22 protein-coding genes are annotated in these 18,810 nt (G+C 66.6%); 12 read left to right on the forward strand and 10 right to left on the reverse strand.

Annotated features, from left to right (window positions below; genetic code table 11):
• Positions 1 to 24: 24 nt before the first annotated feature.
• The gene (locus tag WMC41_RS21520; protein WP_288078708.1) at positions 25 to 690 is read right to left on the reverse strand and encodes a GntR family transcriptional regulator; all 666 of its coding nucleotides are present in this window, start codon (positions 688 to 690) and stop codon (positions 25 to 27) included.
• A gap of 192 nt (positions 691 to 882) precedes the next feature.
• Between WMC41_RS21520 and WMC41_RS21525 the strand changes: the two genes are divergently transcribed.
• The 3 genes from WMC41_RS21525 (at position 883) to WMC41_RS21535 (ending at position 4,075) form a co-directional block, all read left to right on the forward strand.
• The gene (locus WMC41_RS21525) at positions 883 to 1,914 is read left to right on the forward strand and encodes a trans-3-hydroxy-L-proline dehydratase (protein WP_244770350.1); all 1,032 of its coding nucleotides are present in this window, start codon (positions 883 to 885) and stop codon (positions 1,912 to 1,914) included.
• Between the two features lie 209 nt (positions 1,915 to 2,123).
• A complete protein-coding gene (locus tag WMC41_RS21530) occupies positions 2,124 to 2,801 on the forward strand; it encodes a FadR/GntR family transcriptional regulator (RefSeq protein ID WP_244770349.1) in 678 nt (225 codons plus the stop codon).
• The gene (locus WMC41_RS21535; RefSeq protein ID WP_432346289.1) at positions 2,798 to 4,075 is read left to right on the forward strand and encodes a CynX/NimT family MFS transporter; all 1,278 of its coding nucleotides are present in this window, start codon (positions 2,798 to 2,800) and stop codon (positions 4,073 to 4,075) included. The genes WMC41_RS21530 and WMC41_RS21535 overlap by 4 nt, the downstream gene beginning before the upstream one ends.
• Here the strand turns inward: WMC41_RS21535 and WMC41_RS21540 are convergent.
• The 4 genes from WMC41_RS21540 to WMC41_RS21555 form a co-directional block, all read right to left on the reverse strand.
• Entirely contained in the window at positions 4,039 to 4,752 is a 714-nt protein-coding gene (locus WMC41_RS21540; RefSeq protein ID WP_244770456.1) for a 5-formyltetrahydrofolate cyclo-ligase, read from the reverse strand. The genes WMC41_RS21535 and WMC41_RS21540 overlap by 37 nt on opposite strands.
• Positions 4,753 to 4,809: 57 nt before the next feature.
• Positions 4,810 to 5,976, reverse strand: coding sequence for a cystathionine gamma-synthase (metB, locus tag WMC41_RS21545; RefSeq protein WP_432346291.1), 1,167 nt, complete (start codon positions 5,974 to 5,976; stop codon positions 4,810 to 4,812).
• Between the two features lie 119 nt (positions 5,977 to 6,095).
• The gene (locus WMC41_RS21550) at positions 6,096 to 6,443 is read right to left on the reverse strand and encodes a DUF488 domain-containing protein (RefSeq protein ID WP_432346293.1); all 348 of its coding nucleotides are present in this window, start codon (positions 6,441 to 6,443) and stop codon (positions 6,096 to 6,098) included.
• Complete coding sequence (locus tag WMC41_RS21555) at positions 6,415 to 7,050, reverse strand: carbonic anhydrase (RefSeq protein ID WP_432346295.1); 636 nt, start codon at positions 7,048 to 7,050, stop codon at positions 6,415 to 6,417. Before WMC41_RS21555 ends, WMC41_RS21550 begins: the two co-directional genes overlap by 29 nt.
• A gap of 362 nt (positions 7,051 to 7,412) precedes the next feature.
• Between WMC41_RS21555 and rnk the strand changes: the two genes are divergently transcribed.
• Both rnk and WMC41_RS21565 read left to right on the forward strand, forming a co-directional pair.
• Positions 7,413 to 7,838, forward strand: a complete 426-nt coding sequence (gene rnk, locus WMC41_RS21560) for a nucleoside diphosphate kinase regulator (RefSeq protein WP_244770344.1) — start codon at positions 7,413 to 7,415, stop codon at positions 7,836 to 7,838.
• Positions 7,839 to 8,017: 179 nt separating this feature from the next.
• Entirely contained in the window at positions 8,018 to 8,524 is a 507-nt protein-coding gene (locus WMC41_RS21565; protein WP_432346296.1) for a hypothetical protein, read from the forward strand.
• A 17-nt stretch (positions 8,525 to 8,541) separates the two neighbouring features.
• Here the strand turns inward: WMC41_RS21565 and gdhA are convergent, their stop codons facing one another.
• Both gdhA and WMC41_RS21575 read right to left on the reverse strand, forming a co-directional pair.
• Complete coding sequence (gene gdhA, locus WMC41_RS21570; protein ID WP_432346298.1) at positions 8,542 to 9,897, reverse strand: NADP-specific glutamate dehydrogenase; 1,356 nt, start codon at positions 9,895 to 9,897, stop codon at positions 8,542 to 8,544.
• An 89-nt stretch (positions 9,898 to 9,986) separates the two neighbouring features.
• Positions 9,987 to 11,138 (reverse strand): HPP family protein, encoded by a 1,152-nt coding sequence (locus WMC41_RS21575; RefSeq protein ID WP_432348396.1) that lies wholly within the window; start codon positions 11,136 to 11,138, stop codon positions 9,987 to 9,989.
• Between WMC41_RS21575 and WMC41_RS21580 the strand changes: the two genes are divergently transcribed.
• Complete coding sequence (locus WMC41_RS21580; RefSeq protein WP_432346300.1) at positions 11,134 to 11,292, forward strand: hypothetical protein; 159 nt, start codon at positions 11,134 to 11,136, stop codon at positions 11,290 to 11,292. The two genes, WMC41_RS21575 and WMC41_RS21580, sit on opposite strands and share 5 nt — an antisense overlap.
• A 247-nt stretch (positions 11,293 to 11,539) precedes the next feature.
• On the opposite strand, the gene WMC41_RS21585 is transcribed toward WMC41_RS21580, so the two are convergent.
• Positions 11,540 to 12,511, reverse strand: coding sequence for a GlxA family transcriptional regulator (locus tag WMC41_RS21585; protein ID WP_432346302.1), 972 nt, complete (start codon positions 12,509 to 12,511; stop codon positions 11,540 to 11,542).
• A gap of 131 nt (positions 12,512 to 12,642) precedes the next feature.
• Between WMC41_RS21585 and WMC41_RS21590 the strand changes: the two genes are divergently transcribed.
• The 4 genes from WMC41_RS21590 (at position 12,643) to WMC41_RS21605 (ending at position 15,747) form a co-directional block, all read left to right on the forward strand.
• Entirely contained in the window at positions 12,643 to 13,794 is a 1,152-nt protein-coding gene (locus WMC41_RS21590; RefSeq protein ID WP_432346304.1) for a DJ-1/PfpI family protein, read from the forward strand.
• A gap of 161 nt (positions 13,795 to 13,955) precedes the next feature.
• Positions 13,956 to 14,399, forward strand: coding sequence for an SRPBCC family protein (locus WMC41_RS21595; protein WP_432346306.1), 444 nt, complete (start codon positions 13,956 to 13,958; stop codon positions 14,397 to 14,399).
• Between the two features lie 44 nt (positions 14,400 to 14,443).
• Complete coding sequence (locus WMC41_RS21600) at positions 14,444 to 14,917, forward strand: VOC family protein (protein WP_272807541.1); 474 nt, start codon at positions 14,444 to 14,446, stop codon at positions 14,915 to 14,917.
• A 110-nt stretch (positions 14,918 to 15,027) separates the two neighbouring features.
• Entirely contained in the window at positions 15,028 to 15,747 is a 720-nt protein-coding gene (locus tag WMC41_RS21605; RefSeq protein WP_432346308.1) for a GIY-YIG nuclease family protein, read from the forward strand.
• A gap of 37 nt (positions 15,748 to 15,784) precedes the next feature.
• Here the strand turns inward: WMC41_RS21605 and WMC41_RS21610 are convergent, their stop codons facing one another.
• Together WMC41_RS21610 and WMC41_RS21615 are read right to left on the reverse strand one after the other, a co-directional pair.
• Entirely contained in the window at positions 15,785 to 16,690 is a 906-nt protein-coding gene (locus WMC41_RS21610; RefSeq protein WP_432346310.1) for a LysR family transcriptional regulator, read from the reverse strand.
• 3 nt (positions 16,691 to 16,693) lie between these two features.
• On the reverse strand, positions 16,694 to 17,176 hold the full coding sequence (locus tag WMC41_RS21615; RefSeq protein WP_432346312.1) for a GNAT family N-acetyltransferase: 483 nt from the start codon (positions 17,174 to 17,176) through the stop codon (positions 16,694 to 16,696).
• 107 nt (positions 17,177 to 17,283) lie between these two features.
• Here WMC41_RS21615 and WMC41_RS21620 point away from each other — a divergent pair, with 107 nt between their 5' ends.
• On the forward strand, positions 17,284 to 17,493 hold the full coding sequence (locus WMC41_RS21620) for a hypothetical protein (protein WP_432346314.1): 210 nt from the start codon (positions 17,284 to 17,286) through the stop codon (positions 17,491 to 17,493).
• Between the two features lie 70 nt (positions 17,494 to 17,563).
• Positions 17,564 to 18,601 carry an aldo/keto reductase gene (locus tag WMC41_RS21625; RefSeq protein ID WP_432346316.1) on the forward strand — a complete coding sequence of 346 codons (1,038 nt, stop codon included), beginning with the start codon at positions 17,564 to 17,566 and terminating at the stop codon, positions 18,599 to 18,601.
• Positions 18,602 to 18,810 lie beyond the last annotated feature (209 nt).

Below are 18,810 nucleotides of genomic sequence, written 5' to 3' on the forward strand. Positions count from 1 at the left end.
ACGAATGGCCGGGGAGCCTTCCGCTCAGCCGCGCTGCTCCCGCAGGAACGTCATCAGCGATCGGCCGGCATCGAGGATGTGGTCGCGCGTCAGCCGCGAGGCGAGCTCCGCGTCGCCCTGCTCGCAGGCGGCAAGGATCGCCTCGTGCTCGCGCCCGGCGCGCGGCACGCCGTTGGTGAAGGTCAGCTGGGCGCGCAGATACCGGTCGATGCGGTCGAGCGAGGAGCGCACGTTCTGCAGATAATACGGCCGGCGCGAGGCCTCGTAGAGGCTGTAATGGAAGTTGCGGTTGATCTCGCCCCAGCGGTGCGGGTCGGTCTCCCGGTCGAAGGCATCGCAGTAGCGCCGCGCCTTTTCCAGCGTTTCCCGGTCGAGATTGGGCACGGCGAGGCGGATGACCTCCGCCTCGATCAGCGCGCGGAACTCGAAGATCTCCTCGATCTCCTCGACCGACAGGCCAGCCACCACGGCGCCCTTGTAGCGCTGGGTGGTGATGAGGCCGTGCTGCTCCAGCCGTGACAGGGCCTCGCGCACGGGGATGCGGCTGATGTTGAACATCTGCGCGATCTGGTCCTGCCGAAGGTTCTCGCCCTCGGCAAGGTCGCCCTCGATGATCGCCTTGCGCAGGGCCTCGTAGACGATATCGGCCGCCGAAGCGGCCTGCCTGACATCGACGGCAGCAAATTTCATCACGTCGAACCCCGGTGGAATGAAGCGATCGGTCATAGGTCGAAACCGGGAGCGGGGCAACAGAGCCCTGCCGCGGCGGCGCCGCGAAGAACGCGATTGTATATTGGATCCAATTTTTCTATGAAAGCGGGATCGCGTCGGCAATTCAAGCCTGCAACGCGCCGAAACAGCCTGGAAAACCGGAGAAGAACCATGCGCAGCAGCAAGGTCATCCACATCGTCTCCTGCCACGCCGAAGGCGAGGTGGGCGACGTCATCGTCGGCGGCGTCGCCCCGCCGCCCGGCAAGACGCTGTGGGAGCAGCGCAATTTCATCGCCGAGGACAAGACCCTGCGCAATTTCGTGCTGAACGAGCCGCGCGGCGGCGTGTTCCGCCACATCAACCTGCTCGTGCCGCCGAAGGATCCGCGCGCCACCATGGGCTTCATCATCATGGAGCCGGAGGACACGCCGCCGATGTCCGGCTCCAACTCGATCTGCGTCTCCACCGTGCTGCTCGACAGCGGCATCGTGCCCATGGTCGAGCCGGAGACCCGCATGGTGCTGGAGGCGCCGGGCGGGCTGGTGAATGTCGTGGCCGCCTGCCGCAACGGCAAGGCCGAGCGCATCACCGTCACCAACGTGCCCTCCTTTGCCGACAAGCTGGATGCGAAGCTGGAGGTGGAGGGCCTCGGCACGCTCACCGTCGATACCGCCTATGGCGGCGACAGCTTCGTCTTTGCCGATGCCCGCGCGCTCGGCTTCGCCGTGACGCCGGACGAGGCGCGGGAGCTTGCCGAGACCGGCATCCGCATCACCAGGGCGGCCAACGAGCAGCTCGGCTTCACCCATCCGGAAAACCCGGAATGGAACCACATCTCCTTCTGCCAGCTGACGCTGCCGGTGGAGGAGCGCGACGGCGCGCTGCACGGCCGCAACACCGTCGTCATCCAGCCGGCCAAGCTCGACCGCTCGCCGACCGGCACCGGTTGCTCGGCCCGCATGGCCGTGCTGCATGCGCGCGGCCAGATCAGGCTCGGCCAGAGCTTCTCCGGCTATTCGATCATCGATTCGCGTTTCGACTGCCGCATCGTCGGCGAGACCACGGTCGGCGGTCGTCCGGCCATCGTGCCGGAAATCTCCGGCCGCGCCTGGATCACCGGCACCAGCCAGGTCATGCTCGACCCGGACGATCCGTGGCCGGCGGGCTATCGCCTGGCCGATACCTGGCCGCGCAAGCAGTAATCCCCTCTGCCTGTCGGCATCTCTCCCACGGAGCAGGAGTTTTTTCACTCTTTGCGTTTGGGGCGGGGCGGGCGTTAAAACCCTTCCGCCTCGTGGGAGGGGGCCAGCCGAATGCGATCGGGCCTGATAAAAAGGTGTCCGAATTCATTTGACCGTCGTCCGGAAGCGGGCTAGTCATAAAGTCATCTGATGACTTTATGACTGACGCCATGCACTCTCTGAGCAAGATCAATCTCGCCGACACGGCCGTGGAGGCGATCCGCACCGAAATCCTCGGGCGCCGCTGGGCGGTGGGCGCGAAGCTGCCGAACGAGGCGGCGCTCTCGGCCATGCTTTCCGTCAGCCGCGGCACGGTGCGCGAAGCCGTGCGCGTCCTTGTCTCGCAGGGCTATCTCGAGACGCGGCAGGGCTCCGGCACCTATGTGGTCTCGACGGCGGATACCGTGCGTCCGCTCGGCATGGCCCGGCGCGCGGGCCTGCGCGACCAGTTCGAGGCGCGCCTGGCGCTCGATGTAGAGGCCGCGCGGCTTGCGGCGCTGCGCCAGACGCCGGCCGTCATCGCCGGCCTTCGGGCCCTGCTTGCCGCACGCGGCCCATACGCGGAAAACGACAAGACGGATTTCATCGCCCGCGATTTCGCCTTCCACCAGGCCGTCATCGCCGCCTCGCGGAATGCGGTGCTGATCGGCATGTACGATTTCTTCTCCACGCTCATTGCCGAAACCATCGAGGCGACCCTCGGCCAGGACCTGCCGGAACCCGACATGGCCGCCCATGTCGCCATCGTCGATGCCATCGAGAGCGGCGATCCGGATGCCGCCGATGCCGCCGTCCGCCGCTTCATGGCGCCGGTCCTGTCCGCCCTCGACCGGTTGCTGATGTCATGACCCGTCTCGCCGAAAACGATTCCGGCGCGATCGACCTGATCGATGCCGAGGCCGACAGCGTGCCGGCGCCCGCGCCGCACCGGCCGAAGGCCGCCGCCGCGCGTTTCCTGCTCGGCGCCAGCCTCGTGCTCATCGCCTTCAACCTGCGGCCGGTCTTTTCCAGCGCCTCGGCGCTGCTGCCGGAGATCCGCGACACGCTCGGCCTTTCGGCCACCGGCGCCAGCCTCCTGACGACATTGCCCGTCGTCTGCCTCGGCTTGTTCTCGCCGCTGGCGCCGCGCCTTGCCCAGCGCATCGGCACGGAGCGCACGCTGCTCCTCGTCGTCTTCCTCCTGGCGCTCGGCACGGCGCTGCGCGGCCTTTCCTCCGTTCCGCTGCTTTTCCTCGGCACGGCGCTCGCCGGCGCCTGCATCGCGGTCGGCAACGTGCTGCTGCCCGGCCTCGTCAAGCGTGATTTCCCCGACAAGGCAGCGCTGATGACCGGCTGGTACACGATGGCGCTCTGCGCGGGCGCGGCGAGCGCGGCCGGCCTGACGCTGCCGATCGAGCATGCGCTGGGCGGTTCGCTCGATGGCGCGCTCGCCATCTGGGCGCTGCCGGCGCTCGTCGTCGGCTTCCTGTGGCTGCCGCAGGTGCTGGCGACGCGCAGGCAGGCCGCGCGCACCGGCTTCTGGGTCGAGGGGCTGTGGCGCGACAGGCTGGCCTGGCAGGTCACGCTCTTCATGGGCCTGCAATCGGCACTCGCCTATTGCGTCTTCGGCTGGCTGGTGCCGATCCTGCGCGAGCGCGGTCTCGACGGCGTCACCGCCGGGGCCATCGTGTCCGTCTCCGTCATGGTGCAGGCCGCGTCCTGCCTCGTCGCGCCGCATATCGCCGTGCGCGGCAAGGACCAGCGGCTGATCAACGTCGTGCTCTGCGGCCTGGCCGTCGTCGCCCTTCTCGGCCTGCTCTTCGCGCCGCTCTCCACGGTCTGGATCTGGGCGGTGCTGCAGGGCATCGGGCAGGGCGGGCTGATCGCGGTGGCGCTCACCGTCATCGTGCTGCGCACGCGCGATCCGCATGTGGCGGCGCATCTGTCCGGCATGGCGCAATGCGTCGGCTACCTGCTCGCCGCCATCGGCCCGCTGATCGTCGGGCTCATCCGCGGCTGGACCGGCAGTTTCGCCTGGAGCGCCGTGCTCTTCGTGCTGCTCGGCCTCGGCGCGGCGGTCAACGGCTGGTTCGCCGGCCGGGCGCTCTACGTCAAGGCGCGCACGGTGGAAACGTCCGCCTGAGGCGCGGGGCGCACGGTGCCGGTTTCCGTCACGATCAGGTCCATCGGAATGTCGTGCAGCTGCGGATAGATCGTCTGAAGACGCGCCGCGCTGTAGCCGAGGCCGATGACGCGCGGCCGGGCCGGCATGGCCGCCAGCGTCCGGTCGAAGAAACCGCCGCCATAGCCGAGCCGGTAGCAGGCGGGATCGTAGCCGACGACCGGCGAAAGCACGATATCGGGCAGGACACGGTTGCGCTCAGCCGGTATCGGGATGTTCCAGACACCGCGGGAAAGCGGATCGCCCGCCTGCCAGAGATGGAACTCCAGCGGCCGTCCCTTCTCGACGACGACCGGCAGCGCCGTGCGCCCGCCTCGCCTCGCGACCTCGGCAAGCAGCGGTCGCAGGTCCGGCTCGCCGCGGAAGGGCCAGTAGGCGCTGACGACGCGTCCCTCGACATCGCCGATCTCGGCCAGGATGCCGGCGGCGATCGCCTCGCCTTGGCGCGCCCGCATCTCGGCCGGCACGGCGAGGCGCGCGGCGATCAGGCGTTCGCGTTCGTTTCTGCGCCAGCGGTCGACATCCGTCCAGGCCTGCCGGTCGAGCGGGCCAGGCAGGCCCGTGTAGCGGGGGTCGACCTCGTGCATGAAGCAGGCCGGCGAGGCGAAGGTGGCGGGAATGTCGTCATCGGCCTCCATCATGTCCTCCCTTTCGACAGTGCAGGGCGTCTGCGGGCAAGTGCGAATGAAAACACGTCAACAGCCTGAAAGACCGGCTTCGAGCCCGGCGAGCAGGTCGTCGGCATGCTCGAGCCCGACGGAAAGCCTGAGCAGTCCGTCGCCGATACCGGCCCTGCCGCGCGCTTCCGCCCCCATGTCGACATGGGTCATGGTGGCGGGATGCGCGACAAGGCTCTCGACGCCGCCGAGCGATTCGGCGAAGGTGAAGCAACGCACCCCCTTCACGAAACGCCGCACCGCCGGAACGCCGCCGGCAAGCTCGAAGCTCATCATCGCGCCGAAGCCTCGTTGCTGGCGCGCGGCGAGCGCGTGGTCCGGATGGTCGGCAAGGCCTGGATAGTGCACGCGGGAAACGGCGGGATGCGCGCAAAGCCGCTCGGCGATCGCCATGGCATTGCGCTCCTGCGCGGCCATGCGGGCAAACAGGGTCCTGAGCCCGCGCAGCGTCAGCCAGGAATCGAAGGGCGCGGCCGTCGCGCCGGTGACGTTGGCCCAGTGCTTCAGGCCGCGCGCCTCCTCCGCATCGGCCGCGATCACCGCGCCGGCGATGACGTCCGAATGGCCGTTGAGGAATTTCGTCGTCGAATGCAGCACATAGTCGGCGCCGAGCGACAGCGGTTTCTGCAAGGCGGGCGAGAGGAAGGTGTTGTCGACGGCGACGCGCGCGCCTGCCGCCCTGGCAAGGCCAGCGAGGGCGGCAATGTCCACCACGCGCATCAGCGGGTTGCTCGGGGTCTCGACCAGCATGAGCGCCGGACGGTCGAGGAGCGATGCCTTGACGGCCCCGATATCCGACTGGTCCACCAGCCGGAGCGAGAGCTGGCCGAGCGCGGCGCGCGCTTTCAGCAGGCGCATCGTGCCGCCGTAACAGTCGTGCGGCGCCAGGACCAGGCTGCCGGTCGCAAGCCGCCCGACCAAGAGATCAACGGCCGCCATGCCGCTCGGCGTCATCACCGCGCCGGCCCCGCCTTCCAGCGTGCTGATGGCATCCGCCAGGAGATCGCGCGTCGGATTGCCGACGCGGCCATAGTCATAGGCGCGCGGCGTGTCGAAATCCGCGAACTCGTAGGTGGTGGAGAGGTAGAGGGGCGGGGCCACCGCGCCGAAGGCGGTGTCGCTCGCCACGCCATGCGCCGCGGCAACGGTTTCCGGTTGAACTTCGATCGCCGTTCGCTCGGACATCGATGCCTGCTCCTCATGTTACGAGGAGAAAATGGCCGGCTTGCCGGTCCGTGACAAATGAATTCTCTTGCAGCCAGCCAGCAAGAATTTTGCAGTCATTGCCGGACCGCGCGGGGGCTTCAGGTTCCGTCCTTGAGGACGTCGGCCAGTACGGCCGCGTGGTTGAATTCCCGGTTGCGCGCGCCGTAGAGCAGCGTGACCGTGCCGGCCTCGGCGCGCTCGCGCAGGTCCTCCAGTGCCGGATTGCCCTGCAGCTCCTCCCGGTAGCGCGCCTGGAATTCCGGCCAGCGCTCCGGCTTGTGGTCGAACCATTTGCGCAGCGCGGAAGAGGGCGCCACATCCTTCATCCAGAGGTCGAAGCCGGCCTTTTGCTTCGAGAGGCCGCGCGGCCAGAGCCGGTCGACGAGGATGCGTGTCCCGTCCGCCGGATCGGCTTCGTCATAGATGCGCTTGATCGCCACCGGCATGGGCTTGCCCTCCCTTTCTGCCGCTCACCGTGCATTTGAGATCAGAAAGCAGCCCGTCCTTCAAGCCGTAGACCCAGCCGTGGATGGAAACGTCGCGGCCGGCCTGCCAGGCCGCCTGGAGGGTCGGCGTGCGGGCGAGCCGCTCCACCTGCGCGGTGATCGAGGCCTCGCAGAGCCGGTCGAGGTCGGCATCGCTCCAGGGCGTGCATTCCCGGCATGCGAAGCGCCGGTCCGCCACGTCGCGGACCGGCTGAAGCCAATGGTCGATGAGGCCGAGGCGCTCGCCGCTGACGGCGGCGCGGATGCCGCCGCAGCCATAGTGCCCGCAGATGATGATGTGCGTCACCCCGAGCTGGTGCACGGCATATTCGGCCACGGACAGCATGTTGAGGTCCGCCGGATGGATGAGGTTGGCGACGTTGCGGTGCACGAAGACCTCGCCCGGCTCCAGCCCGGCGATCACATTGGCCGGCACGCGGCTGTCGGAACAGCCGATCCACAGATAGTCCGGCTGCTGCAGGTTGGCGAGGCGGTCGAAATAGTCGGCCTTCTCGGCCTTGCGCTCGGCGGCCCAGGTTTTGTTCCGGGCGAAAAGGTCTTCGATCATGGCGTGACTCCGGCGCTTGGGGGATGAGGCGTTCTCCGCGCCAACCTGGCTTCTGTCAAATCGCCAGACCGTCGCAGGGGCGGCGTTCGGCCGCGCCGCGGCGTCTCGGCTTGACTTTGCCCGTGCCCTCAAGCCATCATGGCAATATGACCACGACGCAATCCATCGCCCGGTTCTTGAAACGGTTGTTTCCTCTCGCAGGACACTAGCCCCTCGGCTTGGTCGCGTCGCGCCCCGGCCGTGGGGCAATGGCGGTTTCGTTTCAGCACGAAAGCCGCTCCGGAAAAGCGCGACATTCCCCCCCAATCTTTGATTTTCCGCGTGCCCGCCGGGCCGCGAAGACCCCGCGCCGTGAGGTTCCCATGACCGCGAAGACCAAGGCCATCCGGCCGCCCGCCATCACCATCGCCCGCTCCGAACACGCGCGCCTGTCGAACCTTGCCGACATGCTGGCCGAGCGCGACCCGCACGCCGCCGAGCAGCTCGCCGTCGAGCTCGACCGCGCCAAGGTCGTCGACGACGCCCGCATGGCGCCGGGCATCATGCGCATGGGCTCGGTCGCCGAGTTCCGCATCGACGACGAGCCGCCGCAGACCGCCGAGCTCGTCTTCCCGAAGGATGCCGACATTTCCCGTCAGCGCATCTCCGTGCTGACGCCGGTCGGCGCCGCCCTGCTCGGCCTTTCGGCCGGCCAGTCGATCGAATGGGCCGCGCGCGACGGCAAGGTGCGGCGCCTCAGCGTCATTGCCGTGCATGCGGCGGTGCCGGATGCGGCCGAGGCCTCCTGAGGGTCGTCTGCCGTGAAATTCCTGTCCTTCTTCCAGTCCGGGCGCATCGGAGGCTGCCTCGTCGCAGGATCGTGACCCCCTGTGCCGCAGGTGCGGCCAGGGGGCTTCTCCACCATGGGTTTTCAGGCCGCGCTTGCGCGCGGGCAGGATGGAGAATGGCTATGGGACGGGATCCCGCTATGCTCACGGCAAGAGATGGATATGTGCTGGAAAAGATGCTGCGCGACTGGCCGCCGCTGACGGACGAATGGCTGGCGCTGCTGAAGCGCAAGCTGTCGGGCGGCCGCCTGCCGGCCGGGGCGCGCGTCCCCGCCGACCTCGCGATGATCGATGCGCGCGTGACGTTCCGCTGCGAAAGCGGGCTCAGCGATACCCGTACGCTCTGCCTGCCGGGCACCTATGCGCCGGGCAGCGCCTTCCTGCCGGTCACGACCTTCTACGGCCTTGCCCTGCTCGGCCTGCGCGAAGGCCAGGCGATGACCTTCGACCGGCCGGAGGGCCGGCGCGACTGGATCGTCCTGGAAAAGGTGCTGTTCCAGCCGGCAGCCGGCGGCCCCGTGCCGGAAGCGCCGGCAGAAGCGGCCCGCGCGCCCTTCCGGGTCATCGCCGGCGGCCTCACTGAGCGCGCCTTCACGGCGGCCAATGAAAACGGCCCCGGACAGGGTCCGGGGCCGTCGGCTGCCTGAGGCTCGGCGTAGGGCGATCAGATCACGCCCTGCGCGCGCATGGCTTCGGCGACGCGCGTGAAGCCGGCAATGTTGGCGCCGAGCACGTAGTTGCCCTTGGCGCCATATTCCTCCGCCGTCTCGGCGCAGCGGTCGTGGATGCCCTGCATGATCTGGCCGAGCCGTTCGCGGGCCGTCTCGAAGCTCCAGCTGTCGCGGCTGGCATTCTGCTGCATTTCCAGCGCCGAGGTGGCGACGCCCCCGGCATTCGCCGCCTTGCCGGGGCCGAAGAGCACGCCCGATTCCTGGAAGGTCCGCACGGCTTCCGGCGTCGAGGGCATGTTGGCGCCTTCGGCGACGGCGATGACGCCGTTCTTGACCAGCGTCTTGGCATCCTTGCCGGACAGCTCGTTCTGCGTGGCGCAGGGCAGCGCCACGTCGCAGGGCACGTCCCAGATCGAACCCTTGCCGGCCGGGATGAAATGCACGCCAGCCGTCTTGGCGCGGGCATATTCCGACATGCGCTCGCGGCGCACTTCCTTGATTTCCTTGACGAGCGAAAGGTCGATGCCCTCTTCATCATGGATGTAGCCGCTGCTGTCCGAGCAGGCGACGACCCTGGCGCCGTACTTGATGGCCTGCTCCATGGCGTAGATCGCCACATTGCCCGAGCCCGAGACGGTGACCCGCTTGCCCTCGAAATCGGTGCCCCTGGTGGAGAGCATGGCCCGGGTGAAATAGACCGCGCCGTAGCCGGTCGCTTCCTTGCGCACCAGCGAGCCGCCATAGCTCAGGCCCTTGCCGGTGAAGACGCCGGCCTCGAAGCGGTTGGTCAGGCGCTTGTACTGGCCGAACATCCAGCCGATCTCGCGGCCGCTGACGCCGATGTCGCCGGCCGGCACGTCGGTGTGCTCGCCGAGATGGCGGTGGAGCTCCGTCATGAAGGACTGGCAGAAGCGCATGATCTCGCCGTCCGAGCGGCCTTTCGGGTCGAAATCCGAGCCGCCCTTGCCGCCGCCGATCGGCAGGCCCGTCAGCGCGTTCTTGAAGATCTGCTCGAAGCCGAGGAACTTGATGATGCCGAGATTGACGGAGGGGTGGAAGCGCAGGCCCCCCTTGTACGGCCCCAGCGCCGAGTTGAACTGCACGCGGAAGCCGCGGTTGATCTGCACCTGGCCCCTGTCGTCGATCCACGGCACGCGGAAGATGATCTGGCGCTCCGGCTCGCAGATGCGCTCGATCAGCGCGTCCGTCAGGTAGTCGGGATGTTTGGAGACGACGAGCCCGAGGCTTTCCAGGACCTCGCGCACGGCTTGGTGGAATTCCGGCTCGGCAGGATTGCGCTGCAGCACCTGGGCAAGGATCGGTTCAAGCTTCTCGTCGACGGTCGCCATGGCGACACTCCTTTCGTCTCGGTCTCACATCTCTTGGGAAGGCCGCCGGTCTGGCGCCGGCAGGCCCGGGTGACATCGTCCGGGCATGGTCAGATGCCCTGCCCGTGGCCGCCCATCAGGCCCGTCGGGCCGGTCTGGGAGAGGCTTTTCGCGAGCGTGGCCAGAAGATCGGTCTGGGAAATGATGCCCACCACATGGCGCTCATCGTCCACGACGACGACGGCATGGATGGAGCCGTCCGTCAGCCGCGGCAGGAGGCCGATGGCGGGGTCCGACGGGCGGGCGGTCGCCGCCTCGGAGATGGGCAGATGGGCGTCCGGCGCCATGGCGGCCAGTTCCCGCAGCCCCACGGTGCCGAGCAGTCGCCTCTCGCCGTCGAGCACGGGCAGCGTGCGGATGTCGTGGTCGAGCAGGAGGGCGCGGGCCTCGTCGGCCGTCGCATCGCGCGTCACCGTCACCACGTCGCGCGACATGATGTCGGCCGCGCTCAGGTCGCCGCGCTGGCGCAGCAGGGCCTGCAGTTCGACCTGGCGCAGCAGCGCGTCGAGGTCGGCGCGGCTGATGTCCAGCGTCTCGTTGAGGCTGGCGATGGCGGCGTCGATGTCCTTGGTGTTGAAGCCGACGCGGAAGGCGGCCGGCGGATCGGCGGTCTTGTGCGTGTTGACGGGCGTGATCGTCTGGCGGTGCGGATATTGCCGCCCGGCCAGCCGGTGGAAGATCATGCCGAGCGCCACGAGGATCAGCGAGTTGATCGCGATCGGCACGAGCGGAAACCAGAAGCCCGCCCGGCTGACCGCCGCCCCGCCGATGACGGCGGTGAGCGCGGCCGCCCCGCCGGGGGGATGCAGCGAGCGGGTCAGCGACATGACGAGGATCGCCAGCGCCACCGCAAGGCCGATGGCGATGGCCGGATCCTTCACCAGCGTGGTGACGGTGACGCCGACAAAGGCGGAGATCGTGTTGCCGCCGACGATCGACCAGGGCTGGGCGAGGGGGCTGGCGGGCACGGCGAAGAGCAGAACCGCGGAGGCGCCTATGGGCGCGACGATCAGCGGCAGATGCGGATCCTGCCCCATGACGAAGCCGCAGACGAGCCCGGTGAGGCAGATGCCGATCAGGGCCCCGAGGCAGCCGATCAGCCGCTCCTTGAACGTGGCGCCGGCAAGAATGGGCGCGAACAGCTGAAATTTGGACGCAGTGCCCGTTTTATGGGCATCGTGTTGAGGCGGAGCCACGATGATCCTGACCGTAAAAAGGCAAATGATTATTTTGCAGGCTTATGTGCCTATCGCGCCCATCACGCAAGGGCGCAAGGGGAAGATTCTGTTTTGCCAGAAAGGAAGGGGAGGGCTTTGCGCGCGGACGACAAAACTCGGCAGGCCCGGGCTTTCTTGACGTTTCGGAAAACCGGAGCGGGAATTGGCGCGGGGGCTGCCGCCTATCGAAAATCGCCTCGAAGGACGCGTGCCGGCAGGGGCAGGTGCGGGATCCCGCATGGCATGTCGAACGGGATTCGAACTGCAACTGCATGATCGAACACAAGCGTAAGCCTGCTGTCCTTGCCTGGCCTTCCCGAAGTGGCCGGTTTCCTTCCGGTCCCTGAACTACCGGTCAGCGCATCTCCGAAGCCACCTTTCAGCATTCACAACGCGGCGTGCATGTCGCGGAAGAGGCGCGGGGTGACGCCGAAGCGGCGCTCGAAGGCTTCGGCGAGGCGCGCGGGCGGGAAGAGGCCGACCTCAGCCGCGACCGATTTCAGCGACAGCCCGCGTGAAAGAAGCATGCGCGCGGTGTCGAGCCGGGCGGTCTCGACGAAGCGGGCCGGCGTCTCGCCGGTCGCCGCCGCGAACCTGCGATGGAAGGTGCGTTCGCTGAGGCCCGCGCGCGCGGCGAGCGAGGGTACGTCCAGCGATGCGCCGAGGTTCGACTGAATCCAGCCGATCAGGTCGGCAAACGGGCTGTCGCCCTTCACCTGCGCCTTGAGAACCGGGCTGAACTGCGACTGGTAGCCGGGCCGCCGCGCATAGAGCACCAGCCGCTTGGCGACCTCGCCGGCAATCGCCGCGTCGAGATCCTGCGCGACCATCGCCAATGCCATGTCGATGCCGGTGGTCACGCCCGCCGATGTCCAGAGCCTGCCATCGATGACATAGAGCGAGTCGGGATCGACCGTGACCTTGGGAAAGGCTTTCGTGAAGGGCTCGCAGGAATCCCAGTGCGTCGCGATGCGATGCCCGTCGAGCAATCCGAGCGCGGCCAGCACGAAGCCGCCGGTACAGACCGCGCCGAACCGATCCGCCGTCGCGGCCAGTTGCGGCAGGGCCTTGCCGATGGCCGGGTCCACCATGGCCTTGAGGAGGGGTTCACGCTCTGCCCCGGCGACCAGCACGGTCTGGATCTCCGCCGGTCGAAGCTCGGCAACCGGCCATGTCTCCATCGCAAGGCCGCTGCTGCTTTCGATGGCGCCGCCGTGAGCGGATGCGAGCACGACCTTGTAGAAGGCCGGCTTTTCCCGCTGGCCCAGGGCGCGATTGGCGCCGTTGAAGACCGATGCCGGCCCCGAGACGTCGAGCAGCTCGAAACCCGGATAGACGATGAAAACAACATGGTGCATTGGCGGAAATTACCATATCTTTGTCATTTCTGCCAAGCAATCCCGGTGGTAGATTCCGGCTAACCGACAAGCGGCGGGAAAGCCGGGCCATCGCTCGGAGGCGTTTCCGCTCCTGTTCGGGAGGTGTACCCATGTCGAAAGCCTGTCTGATCTGGTGCGGCATCGGCTTGATCATCCTGTCGATGGCAGGTTTCGGGGGCTGGCTGCTCAGCCTGCCGGCAGCGACGACGGCGGCGGTCGCGCCGCTGGTCCCGCAGGAAGAGGCGGACGCCATGCTCGCTTCGCTCCGGCCGTCGAAGCGTGAACGTCCGCTGGTCGCGGTGATCGGCATCAACGACGCCACCGAGACGACCGACTATCTCGTGCCCACCGGCATCCTGCGACGCGCCGATGTGGCCGACGTGGCGATGCTGGCGACCGATGCCGGCCCGGTGCAGCTCTATCCGGCGCTCGCGGTCGAACCGGATGCGACGATCGCTGAGTTCGATGCCGCGCATCCCGAAGGCGCCGACTTCGTCATCGTGCCCGCCATGAGCCGCGACGACGATCCCGCGGTAATCGCCTGGCTCCGGGACCAGGCGGAGAAAGGCGCGACGGTCATCGGCATCTGCGCCGGTGCGAAGGTCGTGGGAGCGGCGGGCCTGCTCGACGGCAAGCGTGCGACGACACACTGGTATTATCTGGCCGAGATGCTGAAGCGCAGCCCGACGATCCGATATGTCGCGGACAGGCGGATGGTCGCGGACGCGGGCGTGGCGACGACCACCGGCATCTCCGCCTCCCTGCCGATGATGCTGACGCTGGTCGAGGCGATCGCCGGACGGGTGAAGGCGGAAGCGGTCGCCCACGATCTCGGCTTGGAACAATGGGACGCGCGGCATGCGAGCGGTGTGTTCCGGCTCACCCGCCCGTTCGCGACGACGGTGCTTGCCAACAGAATGGTCGTATGGAACCGGGACGAGCTCGGCATCCGGCTGGAGCCGGGCATGGACGAGGTGTCGCTGGCGCTGGTTGCCGACGCATGGTCGCGAACCTACCGGTCAAATGCGACGAGCTATGCCGGCTCTCCGGACACGGTAGTGACCATGAACGGCATTCGCATCGTGCCCGACCGGGCGGGTGCGGACCGGCCGGAGGAGCAGCGCGTATCGACCTTTCCCGACCGCAAGCCGGCCGATGCGCTCGACCTCACGCTTGACACGATCACCTCGCGCTATGGCGCCGGCACCGCCGACGTGGTCGCCATGCAGCTCGAATATCCGCGTCATATCGCGAGCCGGTGAAGGAATCGGCCGACGCCAAACTTATTCCGATGTCATGTCGGACTCTCTTTGCTTCGTTCGTCTTAACTGCATCGGGCAACGATTGGCTGCCCGCAAGGTGCCCGACAGAGGAGGCGGCACCCGACCGAACACACGATGAAACCGAACCACAGGAGAGCATCATGCCCAGCACGATCCGTCTGCACCGCGTCATCGCCGTCAAACCGGAAAAACTCTATCGCGCGTTCCTCGAACCGGACGCCGTCGCAAGCTGGCTTCCGCCCTATGGGTTCCTCTGCACCGTCCATGAACTCGACGCGAAGGCCGGCGGCCACCACAGGATGTCGTTCCGCAACTTCACGACGGGCGAGAGCCACTCTTTCGGCGGCACCTATCTGGAGCTCGTTCCGGGCGAGCGCCTCGTCTACACCGACAGTTTCGACGACCCCAACCTGCCGGGCGAGATGACGGTCACGGTGACTCTCAAGGCCGTGTCGGTCGGCACGGAAATGAACATCGAGCAGCAGGGCGTGCCGGATATCATCCCCGCCGAGGCCTGCTATCTCGGCTGGCAGGACTCGCTGGACAAGCTCGCGAAGCTCGTCGTGCCTGAGATCAACCAGTAGGCTCGGCGCTTACGACCGGAAAACGAAAGGAAAAGCAAATGACGATCGCCAAGAACACCATATGCCTCTGGTACAACGGAGATGCCGAGGCTGCGGCCAACTTCTACGCTGAGACGTTTCCCGACAGCTTCGTGAGCGCGGTCCACCGCGCGCCCAGCGACTTCCCGTCCGGCAAGGCCGGCGACGTGCTGACGGTCGACTTCACCGTCGCCGGCATTCCCTGCATCGGTCTCAACGGCGGCACGACGTTCAAGCACAGCGAAGCCTTCTCGTTCCAGATCGCCACGGACGATCAGGAGGAGACGGACCGTTACTGGAACGCCATCGTCGGCAATGGCGGCCAGGAGAGCGTGTGCGGCTGGTGCAAGGACAAATGGGGCATCTCCTGGCAGATCACCCCGCGCACGCTGACCGAGGCAATGGCCGCCGGCGGCGCCGAGGCAAAACGCGCCTTCGAGGCGATGATGGAGATGAAGAAGATCGACGTCGCCGCGATCGAGGCGGCCCGGCGCGGTTAGTGGTTCATGTCGATCCGGGCCGTCAGCCTCGGCGACGGCCCGATGTCGCCTTCGTCCGCCACAAAAATAGCGTATGCTCACGCGCACACGCTATCCGGACATGCAAATCGATGGGTAAAGGCGCCCGTTACATCCCAAATCCACAGCTTCGGGAATTCCGGCTCCGGTTGAAAGCGGAAGTCGAGAGGATCGGAAAGCTTGCTCAAGGCCGGGGCTATGTAATTTATGCGATTCGCGACCCTACTCTCCCCGATCGCCATCGCCACCATCCCGACGGCCCGCCGATATATGTCGGTCAGAGCAAGCAGCTTCATACTCGCGCCGATGCCCACATGAAAGACGGCGGCAGGGGGACGCATGGCGGCCGCCTGAAGGCTGGTCGTCTTTATCGGATCATGAAACGGCTCGTCGTCCCGAAATTCCAGATACTCGATGAGGCGCCCACGCACTTGACCTCCCTGATTGCAGAGACGGTATGGGCGAGACGGTATTGCTGGTACGGCTATGAGCTTGCCAATCAATGGGGCGAGCATCGAAGCAAGGAGGCGCCGAGAGGTCTCGATAGCGTGCCGACCAAGCGCCTGTGGAATCTCACCGTGGCGGACGCAATCGAGGACGAGGTCTCTCTTTTCCTGCAATGCAAAGGCTGCGGCATCCACAGCCCCATAGACCTGGAAACTTTGAGGCCTGAAACACGCCTCGGACAATTGCGGCGTTTCGAAATGAAATGCCCTGGCTGCTCTGGCCCGTTTCTGCAGATAGAGCGGCCCGATATGACACTATGGAAGTGGCGTTCATACGTGCCCAGCTCGATGAAAGCAGAATGTTAAGTGCTTTCATCGAATTGGCTTTCTCGTCCATACCGGATCAGGACACCTTGCCGTGCTCCGTGAGAAAGTCGAGCAGCGCCCGCACGCGTGAGGGCAGCGGTCCGCCCTGGCCGACATGGACGGCATGGAAAGCCTCCTTCTCGCCGGTATAGAGGTGGCGGAGTATCGGCACCAGCCGTCCGGCGGCGATGTCTTCCCGCACGGTGAAGGCGGCAAGGCGGGCGAGGCCGACGCCGGCCAGCGCCAGATGGCGCAGGCCCTCGCCGTCGCTCGCCTGCACGCGGCCCGTCGCCGGCACGACGATGGTTTCGCCGTCTTCCCGAAGCGGCCAGCCATCGACCGCGCGGGCATAACCGAAGCCGAGGCGATTGTGCCGTTCGAGATCGGCAATGGAGCGCGGTTCGCCGCAGCGTTCCAGATAGGACGGCGCGGCAACGATGGTCAGCGCCGTCTCGCCGAGCTTGCGCGCGATCAGGCTGGAGCTTTTCAGCGGCCCGGCGCGGATCGCGACATCGGTGCGCTCCGCCAGCAGATCGACCACCGCATTGGTTTGAACGATATCGAGCGTGACGCCCGGATGACGCGCCAGAAACGCCGGCAGCGCGGGCGTGAGGACATGGTTGAAATAGGAGGCGCTGGTATTGATGCGGACGCGCCCCACCGCCTGTTCGCCGGCGCCGGCCACCCGTTCCGCATCCTCAAGATCGGCAAGAATGCGCGTCGCCCGCTCATAGAAGGCACAGCCTTCCGGCGTGAGCTGGAGCTGGCGTGTCGAACGGTTGAGCAGCCGCGCGCCGAGCCGGGATTCCAGCCGCGCGATCAGCTTGCTGACCGCCGAAGGCGTCATGCGCTCGGCGCGCGCGGCAGGCGAGAACCCGCCGAGCTCGACCACGCGCACGAACACTTCCATCTCGCCGGACCGGTTGTTATGCGGGCTTCCCATGTCCTACCAGGTCCTTTCCAGCACTTCGCCCGGCAGGCCGTCGAAATCCTTGAATTCCTTTGAGACGAAACCATTGTTGATCAGGATCTTTCTCGATGGAATGTTAGCCGGATCAATGATGGCGAAGAGGCTTCGCAGCGCGGGTAGCCGTTCGGCCCGCGCCACCAGGAGGCCGGCGATCCGGCTGGCTATTCCCTTGCCCCAATATTCCGGGGCGAGCATGTAGCCCAGCTCGGCCTGATCCGCCGCCGCTGCTTTCACCGCCAGCTTGCCCAGACCGATGAACGTTCCTCGCTCATCGAGGACGCGGAAGTGGCCGAGCTCCGGATGGAGGGCATTGTCGGCCAGAAGCTCTTCGTAGTCGCGCCGCGCCTCTTCGGCGGGAATGGCCCGCTCCGTGATCATGGCCATGACCTTGGGATTGCTCGCCAGCCGGAAATAGTCGGCGAAGTCTCGCGGACCGAATTTTTCGAGCGTGAGTTCCATGGCATCCTTTGAATTCAATTCATGAATGATGTTCCTAAACGCAGGCTACTTCATCCAACAGACAGCGTCTATCTTCCGGGCAAAGGAAACATCATCGGATACCATTCATGCCCGTCGCGCCCTTGCAGATGTGGGTGCTGTCCAAGGCCGAAGGCGCGGGCCGGAGCCTTGCATCCAACTTCAACATCGAAGCCTTCAATCTCGGCAACGCCACCAGCGCATGGCCGGCGGCGTGGTCATCGACAAAGGGCCGGACCTCGCCGTGGTGCCGATCACGGCTGCGCTGTTTCCGCTATTCGCCATTGCCATTGCGTTGATCGCCGTCTGGGTGAGCAAGGGCGTGGTCCTCTCACCTTCCTGCAATCCCGTTCACTAAGGAGCATTCCCATGGACTATCGACCTCTCGGAAAATCCGGCCTCAAGGTGCCGGTCCTCAGCTTCGGCGCCGGAACCTTCGGCGGCTCCGGCCCGCTCTTCGGCAATTGGGGCAATTCGGACGCTGCGGAAGCCCGCCGCCTCGTCGACATCTGCCTGGAAGTCGGCGTCAACCTGTTCGACACGGCCGATGTCTATTCCAACGGCGCTTCCGAGGAGGTGCTTGGCGAGGCCATCAAGGGCCGGCGCGATGCGGTGCTGATCTCGACCAAGACCGGCCTGCCGATGGGCGACGGGCCGAACGACGCAGGCTCCTCCCGCTTCCGGCTGATCCGGGCTGTCGAGGACGCGCTGCGCCGCCTCCAGACCGACTATATCGACCTCTTGCAACTGCACGCCTTCGACGCCGGCACGCCGGTCGAGGAAGTGCTTTCGACGCTCGATACGCTCGTGCGCGCCGGCAAGGTCCGCTATGTCGGCGTCTCCAACTTCTCCGGTTGGCAGATCATGAAATCGCTGGCTGTTGCCGATCGTTATGGCTGGCCGCGCTATGTCGCCAATCAGGTCTATTATTCGCTGGTCGGGCGCGACTACGAATGGGATCTGATGCCGCTGGGTGCGGATCAGGGCCTCGGCGCGATGGTCTGGAGTCCGCTCGGCTGGGGTCGGCTCACGGGAAAAATCCGGCGCGGCACGCCGCTGCCCGAAGGCAGCCGCCTGCATGAGACCGCAAGTTTCGGCCCGCCGGTGGACGACGAACACCTCTATCGCGTCGTCGATGCGCTCGATGCTATTGCCGAGGAAACGGGCAAGACGGTCCCGCAGATCGCGCTGAACTGGCTGCTGCGACGCCCGACCGTTTCCTCCGTCATCGTCGGCGCGCGCAACGAGGAACAGCTTCGCCAGAACCTCGGCGCGGTCGGCTGGAGCCTGACACCCGAACAGGTGGCAAAGCTGGATGAAGCCAGCGCCGTCACTGCGCCCTATCCCCATTTCCCCTATCGCCGGCAAGAGGGCTTTGCGCGGCTGAGCCCGCCGATAGCCGGCTAACGGTGGCTCCTGGCGACTATCCCCACGATGATCTCATGCAGTTCGGCTTGCGCCTGATGAGGCGACGCGATGCGACGGGTAACGACATGACGCACCGAAGCCCTCCCACCCGTCGCGATCCGCCCCTCTCGGCCACGGCATGCAGCGCGTTGCCTCCCGCCGTGAAGCGATTGTCGGGCCTAAAACCTCTCGACATGGATCAACGGCCG

It is taken from the genome of Shinella yambaruensis (assembly GCF_050859155.1).
Classification (GTDB): Bacteria; Pseudomonadota; Alphaproteobacteria; order Rhizobiales; family Rhizobiaceae; genus Shinella; species Shinella yambaruensis.